General features: G+C 68.9%; 17 protein-coding genes and 1 pseudogene. 2 read left to right on the top strand and 16 right to left on the bottom strand.

Going from position 1 to position 13,515, the window contains the following annotated elements; all coding sequences use genetic code 11:
• The first annotated feature begins 55 nt into the window (after positions 1-55).
• The gene (locus tag OG202_RS02830) at positions 56-466 is read left to right on the top strand and encodes a VOC family protein (RefSeq protein ID WP_328222258.1); all 411 of its coding nucleotides are present in this window, start codon (positions 56-58) and stop codon (positions 464-466) included.
• On the opposite strand, the gene OG202_RS02825 is transcribed toward OG202_RS02830, so the two are convergent.
• From OG202_RS02825 to OG202_RS02780, 10 genes and pseudogenes are all read right to left on the bottom strand, one after another.
• Entirely contained in the window at positions 463-1,077 is a 615-nt protein-coding gene (locus tag OG202_RS02825) for a transposase (RefSeq protein WP_327731619.1), read from the bottom strand. The two genes, OG202_RS02830 and OG202_RS02825, sit on opposite strands and share 4 nt — an antisense overlap.
• Positions 1,047-1,595: a winged helix-turn-helix domain-containing protein gene (locus tag OG202_RS02820; protein WP_327731620.1), complete on the bottom strand. Its 549-nt coding sequence runs from the start codon at positions 1,593-1,595 to the stop codon at positions 1,047-1,049. Before OG202_RS02820 ends, OG202_RS02825 begins: the two co-directional genes overlap by 31 nt.
• Before the next feature lie 396 nt (positions 1,596-1,991).
• Entirely contained in the window at positions 1,992-2,237 is a 246-nt protein-coding gene (locus OG202_RS02815; protein ID WP_328224798.1) for a hypothetical protein, read from the bottom strand.
• A gap of 122 nt (positions 2,238-2,359) precedes the next feature.
• A pseudogene (locus tag OG202_RS02810) lies at positions 2,360-2,725 on the bottom strand (citryl-CoA lyase); the annotation flags it as partial.
• Between the two features lie 136 nt (positions 2,726-2,861).
• Positions 2,862-3,998 (bottom strand): CaiB/BaiF CoA transferase family protein, encoded by a 1,137-nt coding sequence (locus OG202_RS02805; protein WP_327731622.1) that lies wholly within the window; start codon positions 3,996-3,998, stop codon positions 2,862-2,864.
• Between the two features lie 3 nt (positions 3,999-4,001).
• The gene (locus tag OG202_RS02800; RefSeq protein WP_327731623.1) at positions 4,002-4,214 is read right to left on the bottom strand and encodes a hypothetical protein; all 213 of its coding nucleotides are present in this window, start codon (positions 4,212-4,214) and stop codon (positions 4,002-4,004) included.
• Complete coding sequence (locus OG202_RS02795; protein ID WP_327731624.1) at positions 4,183-4,782, bottom strand: dioxygenase; 600 nt, start codon at positions 4,780-4,782, stop codon at positions 4,183-4,185. Before OG202_RS02795 ends, OG202_RS02800 begins: the two co-directional genes overlap by 32 nt.
• A 216-nt stretch (positions 4,783-4,998) precedes the next feature.
• Positions 4,999-5,988, bottom strand: coding sequence for a nuclear transport factor 2 family protein (locus OG202_RS02790; RefSeq protein WP_327731625.1), 990 nt, complete (start codon positions 5,986-5,988; stop codon positions 4,999-5,001).
• A gap of 457 nt (positions 5,989-6,445) precedes the next feature.
• Positions 6,446-7,168: a YceI family protein gene (locus OG202_RS02785; RefSeq protein WP_327731626.1), complete on the bottom strand. Its 723-nt coding sequence runs from the start codon at positions 7,166-7,168 to the stop codon at positions 6,446-6,448.
• A gap of 124 nt (positions 7,169-7,292) precedes the next feature.
• Positions 7,293-8,258 carry an SDR family NAD(P)-dependent oxidoreductase gene (locus OG202_RS02780; protein ID WP_327731627.1) on the bottom strand — a complete coding sequence of 322 codons (966 nt, stop codon included), beginning with the start codon at positions 8,256-8,258 and terminating at the stop codon, positions 7,293-7,295.
• Between the two features lie 101 nt (positions 8,259-8,359).
• On the opposite strand from OG202_RS02780, the gene OG202_RS02775 reads away from it, so the two are divergent.
• Positions 8,360-8,935 (top strand): TetR/AcrR family transcriptional regulator, encoded by a 576-nt coding sequence (locus OG202_RS02775; RefSeq protein WP_327731628.1) that lies wholly within the window; start codon positions 8,360-8,362, stop codon positions 8,933-8,935.
• Between the two features lie 524 nt (positions 8,936-9,459).
• On the opposite strand, the gene OG202_RS02770 is transcribed toward OG202_RS02775, so the two are convergent.
• Genes OG202_RS02770 through OG202_RS02745 form a run of 6 tightly spaced genes read right to left on the bottom strand, consistent with a single transcriptional unit; the run spans position 9,460 to position 13,510 of the window.
• The gene (locus OG202_RS02770) at positions 9,460-10,299 is read right to left on the bottom strand and encodes a class III extradiol dioxygenase subunit beta (RefSeq protein ID WP_327732369.1); all 840 of its coding nucleotides are present in this window, start codon (positions 10,297-10,299) and stop codon (positions 9,460-9,462) included.
• A gap of 1 nt (position 10,300) precedes the next feature.
• Positions 10,301-10,657, bottom strand: a complete 357-nt coding sequence (gene ligA, locus OG202_RS02765) for a protocatechuate 4,5-dioxygenase subunit alpha (RefSeq protein ID WP_328222257.1) — start codon at positions 10,655-10,657, stop codon at positions 10,301-10,303.
• Between the two features lie 32 nt (positions 10,658-10,689).
• The gene (locus OG202_RS02760; protein ID WP_328222256.1) at positions 10,690-11,442 is read right to left on the bottom strand and encodes an SDR family NAD(P)-dependent oxidoreductase; all 753 of its coding nucleotides are present in this window, start codon (positions 11,440-11,442) and stop codon (positions 10,690-10,692) included.
• The gene (locus OG202_RS02755) at positions 11,439-11,720 is read right to left on the bottom strand and encodes a muconolactone Delta-isomerase family protein (protein ID WP_060905174.1); all 282 of its coding nucleotides are present in this window, start codon (positions 11,718-11,720) and stop codon (positions 11,439-11,441) included. Before OG202_RS02755 ends, OG202_RS02760 begins: the two co-directional genes overlap by 4 nt.
• Positions 11,721-11,738: 18 nt before the next feature.
• On the bottom strand, positions 11,739-12,455 hold the full coding sequence (locus OG202_RS02750; protein WP_328222255.1) for an alpha/beta fold hydrolase: 717 nt from the start codon (positions 12,453-12,455) through the stop codon (positions 11,739-11,741).
• Positions 12,452-13,510: an aromatic ring-hydroxylating dioxygenase subunit alpha gene (locus OG202_RS02745; RefSeq protein WP_328222254.1), complete on the bottom strand. Its 1,059-nt coding sequence runs from the start codon at positions 13,508-13,510 to the stop codon at positions 12,452-12,454. Before OG202_RS02745 ends, OG202_RS02750 begins: the two co-directional genes overlap by 4 nt.
• Positions 13,511-13,515: the final 5 nt, after the last annotated feature.

Raw genomic sequence — 13,515 nt, 5'->3', positions numbered from 1 at the left:
GAGCTGCTTAGGGCCTGTCTCGAAGTCGGGTGTGAGCTCGTGACAAGATCGCGGGATGCTGCGACTCACCGATTTCATTATCGACTGCCCGGACACGATGAAGCTGGCGGCTTTCTACTCCGAGGTGACGGGCCGTCCGATCAAGGAAGGCAGCTCCGAGGACTGGGCTGGCATCCAGTTCGGCGAGATCGAGCTGGCATTCATCCGGGTGGACGACTACCGCGCTCCGCAGTGGCCCGACAGCGAGCACCCCAAGCAGTTCCACCTCGACTTCGAAGTGGACGAGATCGAGTCCGAGCAGCGCCGCGTCCTCGACCTCGGCGCGACGCTAAGGCAGGACTTCATCGGCCCCAACGGCTACGGCTGGCAGATCTACACCGACCTGATCGGCCACCCCTTCTGCCTGTGCCGCAACAAGGGCGTCATCTGGACCGACCAGGGCCCGATCTGGCCCAAGCGCGGCTAAGCGGCTTGGATGCGGTTCGTTGCTGACTGTCGGATCCGGTCGCGTTGATGGTTCATGGCCTGGTCGACGGCCTTGCCGATGGCGTCGGTGCTGGTCTGGGCGCGTTGCGGGTAATCCTGGTACTTCGCCTGACGCCAGACCAACTCGATGTCGTTCAACTCCGGGCTGCGCGGTGGCAGGTAGAACAGCTCCACCCCGATCTTGGTCAGCTGCTTGCGGCGGCCCTTGAACGCCTTGGCCGTGTGCGCTGAGGCGTTGTCCAGCACCACGGTGCACGGCCGCGAGCGTGCCCAGCCGGGCAGCTGTCCATCGAGGCCGTCGGCGGCCAGCTCCAGGGCTGCGGCCCCACCGGGCAGGCCGGCCAGGTCCGCGCAGACGAACTCCAGCAGCATCCCGGCGTCGATCTTCCCGCAGGTGGGCTGCCAGAGAAGGTCCGGCGTGGTGCCCACGATCTGGGCGCCGAGCACGTTGACCCGGCGGTTCTTGGTGGCCTCGCGGGGCACCACCGCCCGCTGCCCGATGCGCGAGTAGGTGTAGCCGGTGGGCAGGGTCGGGGCGAAGCCGGACTCGTCCAGGAAGATCAGGTCGCGTTCGCCCGCGTGCGCCTCCATCCGTAAGTCCGCAAGTCCTCCAACCGGGCCCGGGCCGCTTGCTGGAGGACGGGGTCGGCCTGGTGCCGCACCGTGTCGCGGGTGCGTTTCCAGCGGAAGCCGTCACGGCGCAGCAGCTCCCACAGCCAGTCAGCGGAGATCTCTACTCCGCGCTGTTCGCGCAGCCAGTCGCGCAGTGCCGGGACGGTCCAGGTGATCCCTTCCGCGGCGGAGACGTCCAGCAGCCGTGCCAGCGCGGCGCGGTCGTCGTCGCCGAGCACCCTGGCCGGACGCCCCGGGCGTGGGGCGTCCGGCAGTACCTTGACCCCGCCGTCGTGGAGGCGGTGGGCCGCCGCGCGGACCGTGACCACGTTGCACTCCAGCAGGTCGGCGACCTCGGGGGCGGTCTTGCCGCGGTCGAGCGGGCGGATGCACTCCGCCCGCTGCCGGGTGTAGCGGGTCAGATCCCGCCGAGCCAGCAGTTCGCGCAACTCGCGACGCTGATCGGCAGTCAACTCGATGCGGAGGATGTTCGACATGGCGTCCCTCCCACAGGAGCCCTACCCAACCAGCAGCCAACTACGGTGACCTGCTCCGGCCTCAACCACGGACTGCACGCCCGCATCAGGCAGCTCTCCGGTCGGCAGAAAGCCGTCGAACTCCTGGAGCGGCTCAACGGGGAGCCGGTGCGACAGAAGGAGAGCTTCGCCCCGATCGACGCATTGGGCGGCGAGGCGGCCGAGAGTCCGGCTCCGGCGCCTGGAGCGCCTCTATGTGCCCGGCCACCCACACCAACCACTACTCCACCGGACTCGCACCGGCCCAGAACGTTCGCTTCCTCTGAGAGGGCTCGCTCCTTTCAGAGGAACCGCCGCCCCAGGTCGCTGCCGCCGTCCCGGGCGGGGCCTTCGTGGACCCGGCCCCGGACAGTGAGGTCACGCGTGCCCCGCGGGGCGTGGGGCGTCGCGGGGCTGCGGCGGGACGGGCCGGTTGTTCAGGTCCACCGACAGGAAGATGTCGTTCGCGACGGGGTTGCGCATCTCCTCGGCGAGCTGGCCGATGAGTCCGGCCGTGCGGGCGAGCAGGGCGAAGGCGCGGAGCAGGTCCAGCGGAAGACCGAGGTCGGCGAGTGCGGCACCGCAGACCCCGGCGCCGTTGAGCGGCAGGGTGCTGCCCAGCACCTGGGGGTGGACCCGGCCGATGGCCGCGAACAGCGACAGGTGCGGCCGAACAGCCCTTCCTCCGTGGCGAGTTGGAACAGCCTCGGAGTGCGGGGGTCACCTTGCTTGTGGACGTGGTGTCCGAGGCCGGGGATGAGCTCCCGGGCTTCTCTTCGGGAGCGTACGGTGGCCAGGGCGAGTTCGTCCCAGCCGGCTTCGTCGGTCGGGTGGCCGTTCTCCAGCGTGGACAGGGCGTCATGCAGGAAGCGGCCGCAGTCCTCGGTCACGCCGAGGAAGCGGGAGCCGCCGCCGAGGAGCCCTGCGGCGATGGCTCCCTGTATCGAGTCGGGGGCTGATAGGTATGTCAGCCGGGCCGTTATGGCGGTCGGGGTGAAGCCGTGGTCGGCGAGTGCGGCGAGCACCGCCTCGAACACCCGTGTCTCCCCGGAGGTGGGGCGGCGCTGCGTGGCCAGCCAGAACGCCAGCTCGCCGAATCCCACCTCGCCCATCACATCGGCCGCTAGGTCCTGGCCGAGCAGGGTGATGCTGTCCAGGGAGGACGCACCGAGGGCGGTCGGGTACTCGGGCGCATTCGGTTTCTCAGGCATTCTCGTCCTCCGGATCATCCCCCACTCCGTCCTCCAGTCACTTGCGGAGTTCGGTCCGGTGCTCGTCCAACTCGGGCGGGGGCAGGCGGTAGGCGGCGGGCGTCTCGGAGAAGCGGATCGGGTGCCGTGTCGTGGGTACGGCCCGGTCTCCCTCGCCGACCTCGACGACCGGGTCGAGTCCGAAGCGTTCGGCCATCGCGAATCCGCCGGCGATGGTGTTGATCGGTCCGCAGGGGACCCCGGCGTCGACGAACAGATCGAACCACTCCAAAGCGGTCCTCGTCTTCAGCCGTTCGAGCAGGAGGGGCCGGAGTTCCTCCCGTCGCTCGGTACGGTCGGCGTTGTGCCGGAAGCGGGGATCGTCGGCGGTCTCGGGGATCCCGAGTACTTCGCACAGCTTGCGGAACTGGCCGTCGTTGGCCGCGGTGACGATCAGGTCCTGGTCGGCCGTCGGCAGCGGTTCGTAGGGGAAGACGCTGGGGTGCGCGTTGCCCATCCGGTAGGGCACGGTGCCGCCGGCGACGTAGGAGGAGCTGTGGTTGACCAGCCCGGTCAGTGCCGAGGACAGCAGGTTCACCTCGACGAGCTGTCCCTGGCCGGTCGCGTCGCGGTGCCGCAGCGCGGCGAGGATGCCGATGGCGGCGTGGTTGCCCGCCATCACGTCGAAGACCGAGATGCCCGCCCGGTACGGCGGCCCGTCCGGATCACCGGTGAGGCTCATCAGCCCGGAGATCGCCTGCACCATCAGGTCGTAGCCAGGCACCTTCCGGCCGGGCCCGGCGCCGAAACCACTGATCGACGCGTAGACCACGCCCGGATTCCCGGCGCTCACCGAGGCATGGTCCAGGCCGTACCTGGCCAGCCCGCCCGGTTTGAAGTTCTCGATCACGACGTCCGCGCGCCGCGAAAGCTCCCTGGCCAGCCGCGCGTCGCCCTCGTCGCGGAAGTCGAGAGCGATCGACCGCTTCCCGCGGTTGATCCCGAGGTAGTAGGTCGACATACCGTCGCGCACCGGCGGCATCCAACCGCGAGTGTCGTCCCCTCCCGGGCCCTCGACCTTCACCACGTCGGCGCCGAGGTCAGCCAGCAGCATGGTCGCGTACGGACCCGCCAGGATGCGGGAGAAGTCCGCCACCAGCAGCCCGTCCAGCGGCCCGGGTGAACCGCCGTTCATGGGCTACGCCCCCTCGTTCTGCACGGCGACGCCTTCGCTGCGGTACTCGCTGTAGGTGTAGGGGTTGGAGATCACCTCGGTTGTCGGGATCTCCGGCTCGACGGCCTCCCGCCACGCGTCCTCGCCCATGGTGGTCCGCGCGTAGTCCACGGTCGCGGCGACGGCGGTGCGGGCCCGCTCCAGGTCAACGCCGACCAGTTCGTGCGCGTACTTCACCACGGTTCCGTTGACCAGCACGGTGTGCACGTCCGTCCGCCCGCGTTCGGTACAGCGCGCGCAGCCGGGCCTCGTCGATCTCCGGCAGCTGCGCCTCGTAGGCGCCGTCGGCGTCGGCCTGCCATACGTCCAGGACGACGTCGGGCAGATGCGTGCCGTCGAGGTCGAGGACCCGGCCGGTGATGAACACCGGCGTGCCCGGGACGCCGTCCGACATGTCGGCTCCGAATCCCGCCGTCGGAGAGCCGTCGATGTGGAAGGGACCGAGCACCGTCGCCGGAGTGGCCTTCGCCGAGAAGCGGTGGTTCAGCTGGACGACGAGCGTGCTCAGACCGAGGACGTCGGAGGCGAGGATGAACTCCTGGCGCTTGTCGTCACTGATCCGGCCGGTCGCCGTGAGCCACTCGACGGCTGCCGCCCACTCCTCCTCCGTCAGCCGGACCTCGCGGGCGTACGCGTGCAGGTGCCGCACCAGCGCCGTCATCAGCTCGGCGAGCCGGGGCGAGTGAGCGGTGGCCCACCGCTTGACCGCCAGGTCGCTGAGGTTGTCCTCCGTCACGAAGGCCATGGAATCCTCCTCGATTCGTTCCGGGCTCGACCGCTGGACGGACGATCGTCCGTACAGCGGACACAGTGGTGCAGGAGTGGCTGGTAAATCAAGCCCTTGGATGGCTACATGCAAAGCTGCAATGGGGTGACGCGGTCGGAGTTATGTCCGCTGCCGAGAAATGAGTGGCCCGTCACCGACCGGTGACGGGCCACGGGACCGCGAGGATCGGAGAGGTCAGAACATCGTGTTGTCGTTGGCGGAGGTGGCCGGGACGTCCTGCAGGACGTCCCAGTGCTCGATGATCTTGAGCTCGCCATTCTTCTGCTTCTTGACCCGGAAGATGTCCACGACGGACTGCCCACGGTCCTCGGGACTGAGGCGGTAGTGCGCGTGGATGGCGACGTAGTCCTTGTCGGCGATGACGCGCTTGCGTTCCACGATCAAGTTCGGGAACTGGCGGAAGAAATTGGTGAACTGCTCACGCAGGCCGGCCGAGCCGCTGGGGATGGTCGGGTTGTGCTGGTAGTACTCCGGCGCGAGGAACCTGACGGCGTCGGGGTTCTTGTCGACGAGGAGGGTGTCGAAGTAACGGGTGGCGATCTTCTCGCTGAGAGGTGTGCTCCAGCGGGGGCCGCTGGGCTGGTTCGTGTGCGGGTTGCTGACCGTACCGAACATGTCGTTGCCGTTGACGGTGGTCGCCGGCACGTCCTGGACCGTGTCCCAGTGCTCGGCGATCATGCCGCTCTTGGGGTCGAAGCGGAAGATGTCGACCACGGCCGCGCCACGGGTGCCGGGCTCATAGACGGGGTTGGAGTGCACCAGGACCAGGTTGCCCTGGGCGAGGACCCGCTTCACGTTGTACTGGTGGTCCGGGAAGCGCGCGGTCCAGTCGCGGATGAAGTTCTTGATCGCTTCCCGGCCGTTGGGGGCGGCCGGATTGTGCTGGATGTAGTCCGCGCGGATGTACCGGTCGGCGACCTTGAGGTTGCCCTCCTCGAAGAGCTGGGTGAGGACGTGAACGGCGACGCGCTTGTTGCGCTCCTGTGTGGCGGGGCTCGTGTGCGGGGCGTCGAGGCCGAGGGTCAGTCCGCTGTGGGCCGGTGCGGAGGCGGTGGCGGCGGGTGCGAAGCCGGCCACTGCTCCTACGGTCGCCACGGCCAGGAGGGTGGCTACGGCCTTACGGGTCGTCCGGGTGGTGCTGTTCGACCGTGTGGTGCCGTACATGGGGGGTCTCCAATGCTGTGCGGACGGCGGTGAAGCGCGTCGTTGGGTGTCTGGTGAGAGATCGGGCGTGAGCGAGGGGTGGTAGCTGCTCGCCAGGAGTGCGTATGAGGTCGAGTTAGCTCGACCGTGTTTCCGGGCTTGCGGTGTCCTGGGCCGTTCGGGTTAGCGTGATGGTGCGATCTGGGACGCCGGGTACGGCGTCGGTGTGCGGGGCCTCTGCTCCACCGGAGTGATGGTTCAGGGCCTCTCCGTCGTCTCTGGCCGTACCCAATTGGCCAGGTCGCGTAGGGAACTGGCCTCCCGGCCCCGGACCACGTACAGGATGCGTGTCGCCGCCCCGGGGTCGAGTACGCCGGGGACCAGCTCGCCCAAGACCGTTCGGGGCGCGCGGCTGAACGGACTCACCCCTGCTCAGTCCACAGGAACGGTTGGTGTAACCCTCTGGCCCCGTATGGGCTCAGGCGCGGTCGAAGGTGAGGAGGAACTCGATGTCTCCCTCGTCCTCCACTGCGATCCCGCCGAAGTTGGGTGCGTCGATGCCGTAGTCGGCGAAGGTGACCGGAATGGAGCCGTTGACCCGGAAGCCGTCGGCGGTGCGCTGGGCGTCGAGGTCGAAGGAGACGGGGTTGGTCTCGCCGTGGACGGTCAGCTCGCCCGTGGCCTCGGCGCTGACCTGCTCGCCCACCTCCGGCGTCAAGCCGAAGTCGACGGGCTCGGTGAGCTCGAAGGTGGCCTCGGGGTACCGTTCGGTGTTCATGACCCGGCCGCGGAACTGGCCGTCGCGCTGGTCGGAGTCGCTCTTCACCGAGGCCAGGTCGACGGTGAAGGATCCGCTGACGGCCCGGTTGCCCTCGATCTCCAGCTCGCCGGTGACCTCCTCGGTGCGGCCCACCGCCGTGACGTTCTGGCCGAAGAGGACCTCGTCGACCCGGTAGCCGGCCTGCGAGCCGCTGCCCACCCGCCAGGCGCCGTCGACACCCTCCTGCCCGGCCTGCTCCCCGGAGCCTGAGGAACTGCCGGAGGAATCTGAGCCTGGCGGGTTGTCGAGCGAGAGGGCGGCCGGTGGCTTGTCCTGGACGTAGTTGATGTAGACGTAGGGGCCCGCCGTGCCCAGCACGGCGGCGGTTGCCGCACCGGCGATGAGCCAGCGCTTCCAGTGCCTGCGGATACTGCCTGTCATGGTGTCTCCCTAAGTATTTTGGACTTTCAACTGAAGTTTCAAGTATTTGATTGAGGGTCGGCCTGGGCGGAAGGGCTGCTACGGGTGTCCGCGGGCTCAGTCGTGGTCGGCGAGCGGCGTGAGGTCAGTCCAGGAGCTGCTCGGAGACCTGCCAGAGTCGCTCGGCCGCCTCCGGGTCCAGGGCGTGCGGCGCGACCCCGGTGTTGGTGCCCGGCTGGTGCGGTGGGGCCTCGTCGCAGTCCTCGAAGTACCGGCCGCTGATGCCGTCGAGCAAGGGTGAGGCGGCCAGCAGGACGGAGGTCGCGGCGCCCTGTTCGACCGATTTGAAAGACATCTCGGGCAGGGGCGTTCCTTCACCGAGGAGGGCTTGCAGGTGGGTCATGAACAGGCCAATCTGCGCTTCGTCCATGTAGCGCCCTAGATTGGTCTGGATCCCGCCGGGCATCAGCGCGTTGGCCGTGATCCCGTCGTCGGCCCATCGCCGACCGGCCTCGACCGCGAACAGCACGTTGGCCGTCTTGGACTGCCCGTACGCCAGCCACGGGTCGTAGGGCCGCTCGGTGAAGTGGAGGTCGTCGAAGACGACGGGCGAGAACAGGTGCCCGCTGGAACTCACGGACACCACGCGGGCACCGCCGGCCCCGGCGAGCGCGCCGTGCAGTCCGGTGGTCAGGGCGAAGTGCCCCAGGTGGTTGGTGGCGAACTGCAGCTCCCAGCCCTGGGGTGTGCGGCTCTCCGGGGCGGCCATGATCCCGGCGTTGTTGACAAGGGTGTGCAGCGGACCCTGCCACGCGGCCGTGAACGCGCGGACGGATGCCGGATCGGTCAGGTCCAGCGCGGCGACCCGTACGCCTTCGTTGCCGGTGGTGGCCCGGATGGCCTCGGCGGTGCGGTGGCCGGCCTCGGTGTCCCGTACGGCGAGTGTGACCTCCGCGCCGGCGCCGGCGAGCGCCCGGGCGGTCTCCACGCCGATGCCGGACGCGGCCCCGGTGACGACGGCGCGGCGGCCCGTGAGGTCGATGCCCGCGATGACGTCGGAAGCCGTGGACCGGCTGGTGAACGGAGTGGTGATGCCTGTCCTCGTGGCCATTCTCGCAATGCTCCCTGTTTGCTACGCTTGAAGCGGAGGTGCCTCCGGTTGTTTGAACTTTAAACGGAGGGTCCTCCGGTTGTCTAGAAGGAAGGAAAGCTGTGACCAGCACCACACGTGGACTGCGTGCCGACGCGAGACGCAACCGGGAACGCCTGCTGGAAGTCGCGGGGCGCGCGTTCTCCGAGGTCGGCACGGACGCGTCCCTCGAGGCCATCGCCAAGGACGCCGGCGTGGGCATCGGAACGCTCTACCGGCACTTCCCCACCCGCGAGGCCCTGCTCGAGGCCGCCTACCGCAACGAACTCGCCCGGGTCTGCGACAGCGCCACGGAACTGCTCGCACAGCTCCCTCCCGACCAGGCCATGCGGCAGTGGATGGACCTGTTCATCGACTACCTGGCCACCAAGCAGGGCATGGGGGACGCGCTGAAGGCCGTCATCGCCTCGGGCGACGAGGATCCGTTCGCCGAAAGTCTGGAACGGATCAGCACCGCCATCAGCACCCTGCTGCACGCCGGGGCCGAAGTGGGAGTCCTGCGCTCGGACGTGGACCCCCTGGACGTCGGCTTCAGCCTCGGCGGTGTTCTGCTGATCACCAGCGACAAAGGGCTGCGCGACCGCGCGGGCCGCATGCTCGACCTCCTGCTCGACGGGCTCCGCTACCGCTCCGGCTGACGCACCCCGGTGCGAAGGGTGTCCAGGACAGGCCTCGTCGCGAGGCACACCCGTGCCGGGAGCGGTAGGGCCGTCGGGCTCCGTTCGGTCGCGAGACCCACACCGGAGGAAACCCGGCCCGCGGTCCACGCCGGACCAGGTCACACGCGTCTCCCGCCACAGCGCCGAGCGACCTGCGTTCTTCCCTCGTCGGAAGGGGCTCGGCGTGCGCTCCCGCAGAGGCGGAACCGACTCCGGACGCGTCCGACAGCGCACCAACCACTCAGGAAACGGCGAACCGGAGAACACCGAGCGGCTGGGCGTACACAGCAAGCACCGCGAGATCGCCTCCATGGACGCGGGGGCGGTTGCCCATCGTCGTGAACCGCGCCGGTCAGCCACGATGCCGTCGTCACGCCGCCGTTCGGGGCTCCGACCAGCGGATCGAGCGTCATGTCGATCACGCCGGGTGAAACCCCGAGCAGTCGATCCAGCACCCTGTCGCTCCCACGTCACCAGCGTCGGCCGGTCAGGACTGCGGTGAATCACCGGCTCAGGTTCTCGAACAACACCATGCCGGCCGCCGTGTTGGACGCGGGTACGTGGTAGGTGGCGTGCACGCGTCGGATCCGGGGTCCCAGCGCGCCGCGCATGATCAGCCACATGATGAGTTCGATGCCCTCGGAGCCGGCCTCGCGGATGTACTGCTCGCGCGTCAGTGCGGCCAGTTTCTCGGGGTCGTGCTCGATGGCGTCCAGGAACATCCGGTCGAAGTCCTGGTTGATCAGTCCCGCGCGGGCACCGGCGAGTTGGTGGGACATGCCGCCGGTGCCGAAGACGGCCACCTTGAGGTTCTCGGGGAAGGAGCGGATGGCCTCGCCGAGCGCGCGGCCGAGGGCCAGGCAGCGGGCGGCGGTCGGCTGCGGGTACTGGATGACGTTGACCAGAAGGGGGACCACAGCACAGGGCCAGCGTTCGCCGGGGTCGGGGCAGTACACCGACAGGGGAACGGTCAGGCCGTGGTCGACGTCGAGTTCCTGGTAGACGGTGAGGTCGAAGGAGGCGTCGATCAGGCTCGTGACGAGGTGGTCGGAGAACTCGGGAGCGCCCGTGACAGCGGGCACCGGGCGGCTGCCCCACCCCTCGTCGGCCACCCGGTACGACTCGGCCGTCCCCAGCGCGAAGGTCGGGGTGACGCTCATGTCGACAGCGTTGGCGTGGTCGTTGTAGATGACGACCGCGATGTCGGGGGTGTGCCGGGCCATCCACTCCCGCGCCGGCGTGTATCCGTCGAACAGCGTTTTCCAGTACGGGTCCTGCGTCTTCCCGTGGTCCATGGCCGCACCGATCGACGGTACGTGCGAGGTGGCCAGACCCCATGTCACCTCAGCCAAAGTTCCGCCCTCCCGCTTTCAGCGCCTGCGTGAACTCCTCGGTGGTCATGCCGGTGAAGACCCCGCCGAGGTACTGCATGGATTTCTGGTCGACCATGGCGAGCTTGAAGATGTAGAAGATGGAGCCGCCCAGTTCCATCATCCGGTTCCAGTCCCGTCGCAGGACGGCGTCCCGCTGCTGGGCCGTGAGCCCGTACGTCTCGCAGTACGCGGCTTCGTCGGCTGTGAACCTCTCCCGGTTCTCGGCCTCCTTGAGGGAACCGCAGAGCCGGTTGAGGGCCCGGGCGCGGCGGCTTTCCGCGGCGTCGAAGACGTAGGTGCCGGGGACCTGGGGCGTGGTGCTGGACATGCCGTTCCTCTCCTCTCCCGTGTTGTTGCCGGTCAGTGCAGGAGGCCGCCGCCGTCGCAGACGAGCGTCTGGCCGGTGACCATGGCCGCGTCGGGGGACGCGAGATAGGAGACGAGTCCCGCGAAGTGCTCCGGGGTGACGAACTCCTTGATCGCCTGTTGGCGCATGGTCGCGGCGAACACCTCGTCGTCGGAGTGCGCCCGGGTGCCCGGCGTCGCGACCTGCGCGGGTGCCACCGCGTTGACGGTGATCCGGCGCTCGCCCAGTTCGCGGGCCATCACCCGGGTCATGCCGATGAGTGCGCCCTTGCTGGCCACGTAGGCGATCTGGCCCGGCGCTCCCGTGAAGAAGGTGCGGGACCCGACATTGATCACCCGCCCTCGATGCGGGCTTGCGCTCAGCCAGGGCACACAGGCCTGCACCATGAGCAGCGGGCCGACGGCGTTGACGGCGAAGAATCGGTGCAGTTCCTCCGGGGTCGTCTCCAGCAGTGGTGCCCGGCCGGAGAGCAATCCTGCGTTGTTGACGAGTACATCGATCCGGCCACCGCCGTACGTTTCGGCGATCTCCGTCACGGCCTGGCGGGTCGCGGCCGGATCTGTGACGTCGCAACGCCAGGCCCGGACACCCGGAGTCGGGTCCGTGTCGTCGGGTTCGGCGATGTCCAGGGCGGCGACCGTGAATCCGTCCTCGGCCAGTCTGCGGGCGACGGCGAGCCCCAGGCCACCGGCGGCACCTGTGACCACCGCGACCCGTGGGCTTCGACCGTCAGGGCACACGGTCATGGCGCCTTCTCCTGCGGATGGGTGGCGAGCGCCTCGACGGTGATGTCCATCCATTTCCACATGGGCAGGGAGACCAGAGCGTCGTGCAGTTCCGCCGGATCGGCTGCCTCGTACAGGCCGATGGTCGCGTTGCGGCCCGGGACCCGCCACAGCCGCTTGAGGATTCCCGACTCCCTGAGCTGCATGGCCCGTTCGCGCTCGCCCTTGCGCAGGGTCTCGCGTACGTCGTCAGGCGTGTCCGGGGGCAGCGTGTTCTCGGTACGGACGAGGAATTCCATGGGGCGTTCCTTCACGGGTCAGGCTGCCGCGATCTCCAGCAGCAGTTCGGCCAGTCGGCCCGGGGCGGTGACCATGGCCTCGTGGCCGGTGGCGATCTCGTGGACCTGCCAGCCACGGGCGGCGGCACGCTCGGCGTGCGGGGTGAACACCCGCATCCAGTCGGTGCACTCGATGAAGGCGCCGGGTACCTGGTCGGCCTTCCCGGTGAGACGGAGGGGTTCGGTGTAGGTCAGCCAGGGGTGTGGGGTCAGCCGGGGGCCGAGCCAGTCCAGGTCCGCCTGGTCCTCGACGCCGAGCACGCTCAGCGAGCGCACCGGGATGAGCCAGCCGAAGCCGGGTCCGGCCACGGACTCCCGGTAGTGCCCGGCGATGTGTTCGGGAAGGAGGTCGATCGCCGCGTCTTTGTCGTCGCCGACGAAAGCATCGAGGTGCACGCGCTGGGCCAGCCGGTCGGGGATCCGGTCCGCGACCCCGGTGACGACCTGGCCGGCGTAGCTGTGCCCGACGAGGACGACGTCCCGGGCGTCGTGGGTCTCGATCAGCGCCACGACGTCCTGGATGTGGGTGCTGAGCCCGACCTGCGGGCTGAGCAGATGGGCACGGTCGCTCACCCCGGTCAGCGTGGGAGAGTGCACTTCGTGCCCGGCCGCACGCAGCAGAGGTGTGACGTGCTGCCATACCCATCCGCCGTGCCAGGCTCCGTGGAGCAGTACGAAGACGGGGCGGCCGCTCATACGGACGCCCTGCTGTGAGGGACGCGGGCGTCCTGCTGTGCGCGCTGTTCACGGGCGAGCATCTTCGCCACCGCCCGGCGTCCGCGGAGTGCGGCGAGGTCGGACTTGATGCTGGACTCGGCGCTGCCGCCCGGATCGGTGGCGTACATGATCTCCTGCGCCTCCAGGGCGTCGACGTCCTCCTGCATCACGGCGAGTTGCTGCTCGTGCTGGAACTTCGTGAGCTCCTGGTCGTCGATGAGGTAGTCGCGGCCCAGCGCGTAGAAGTCGTGCGTCTCGTTGCCGCGCCCCGGTGTCATCCCGTAGAGCACCTTCATGTGGAAGCCGTCCGGCTCCTCGGTGCCGGTGGCCGCGACGCGGATGTTGAGGACGAAGATGCCCGGAGGGTAGAAGTCGCCGTCCTGCCAGCGGTCCACCGGAGAGGTCAGTCCGCAGGACTTCTCGTAGAACGGAGGGGCCTCGATGCCGATCATGCGGCGGCTGAAGCCGACCCGGTCGCCGTCCACGGTCACGTCGATCGGGGTCGCGGCGACGGCGGCGTTGCCGATGCTCGTCGGATGCAGGAACGTCTCATGGGTGAGGTCGAGCAGGTTCTCCAGGAGCAGCATGTGCCGTGCCTTCAGCGGGACGACGCCGTGCACATGGGTCCAGCTCGGGTCGGTCAGCCACGAGGTGTCGGGCAGGAGGCTCTCGTCGGCCAGTTCGGGGTCGCCGGGCCAGATCCATATGGCACCGTCGCGCTCGACCAGGGGGAAGCGGCGCAGTGCCGCCTTGGGTCGGTCGGCCTGCTCGGCGACCCCGACGCACACGCCCTGGCCGTCGAAGCGGTAGCCGTGGTAGTCGCACTGGAGGGTTCCCTCGTCGTCCAAGTGACCCAGGGACAAAGGGTACTTGCGGTGGGGGCAGCGGTCCTCGACGGCGGTGACGGTCTGGTCGGGCAGCCGGTAGAAGCAGACCGGGATGTCGGTGATCCAGCGCTGCTTGAGGGTTCGGCCGATCTCGTCGGACCAGGCTCCCAGGTACCAGCCGTTGCGCACGTGCTGTGTCAATGTCATCGCGG

It is taken from the genome of Streptomyces sp. NBC_00310 (assembly GCF_036208085.1).
In the GTDB taxonomy this organism is placed as follows: domain Bacteria; phylum Actinomycetota; class Actinomycetes; order Streptomycetales; family Streptomycetaceae; genus Streptomyces.
The sequence above is the reverse complement of the archived record's forward strand: the minus strand, read 5'-3'. Positions and strand labels throughout refer to the sequence as shown.

Coding starts and splice junctions, on each gene's coding strand:
- OG202_RS02825 (WP_327731619.1), bottom strand. CDS start 1,077: ATGGAGGCGCACGCGGGCGAACGCGACCTGATCTTCCTGGACGAGTCC.
- OG202_RS02830 (WP_328222258.1), top strand. CDS start 56: ATGCTGCGACTCACCGATTTCATTATCGACTGCCCGGACACGATGAAG.
- OG202_RS02795 (WP_327731624.1), bottom strand. CDS start 4,782: ATGGCCTTCGTGACGGAGGACAACCTCAGCGACCTGGCGGTCAAGCGG.
- OG202_RS02805 (WP_327731622.1), bottom strand. CDS start 3,998: ATGAACGGCGGTTCACCCGGGCCGCTGGACGGGCTGCTGGTGGCGGAC.
- OG202_RS02745 (WP_328222254.1), bottom strand. CDS start 13,510: ATGACATTGACACAGCACGTGCGCAACGGCTGGTACCTGGGAGCCTGG.
- OG202_RS02785 (WP_327731626.1), bottom strand. CDS start 7,168: ATGACAGGCAGTATCCGCAGGCACTGGAAGCGCTGGCTCATCGCCGGT.
- OG202_RS02790 (WP_327731625.1), bottom strand. CDS start 5,988: ATGTACGGCACCACACGGTCGAACAGCACCACCCGGACGACCCGTAAG.
- OG202_RS02760 (WP_328222256.1), bottom strand. CDS start 11,442: ATGACCGTGTGCCCTGACGGTCGAAGCCCACGGGTCGCGGTGGTCACA.
- OG202_RS02780 (WP_327731627.1), bottom strand. CDS start 8,258: ATGGCCACGAGGACAGGCATCACCACTCCGTTCACCAGCCGGTCCACG.
- OG202_RS02750 (WP_328222255.1), bottom strand. CDS start 12,455: ATGAGCGGCCGCCCCGTCTTCGTACTGCTCCACGGAGCCTGGCACGGC.
- OG202_RS02755 (WP_060905174.1), bottom strand. CDS start 11,720: ATGGAATTCCTCGTCCGTACCGAGAACACGCTGCCCCCGGACACGCCT.
- ligA (WP_328222257.1), bottom strand. CDS start 10,657: ATGTCCAGCACCACGCCCCAGGTCCCCGGCACCTACGTCTTCGACGCC.
- OG202_RS02820 (WP_327731620.1), bottom strand. CDS start 1,595: ATGTCGAACATCCTCCGCATCGAGTTGACTGCCGATCAGCGTCGCGAG.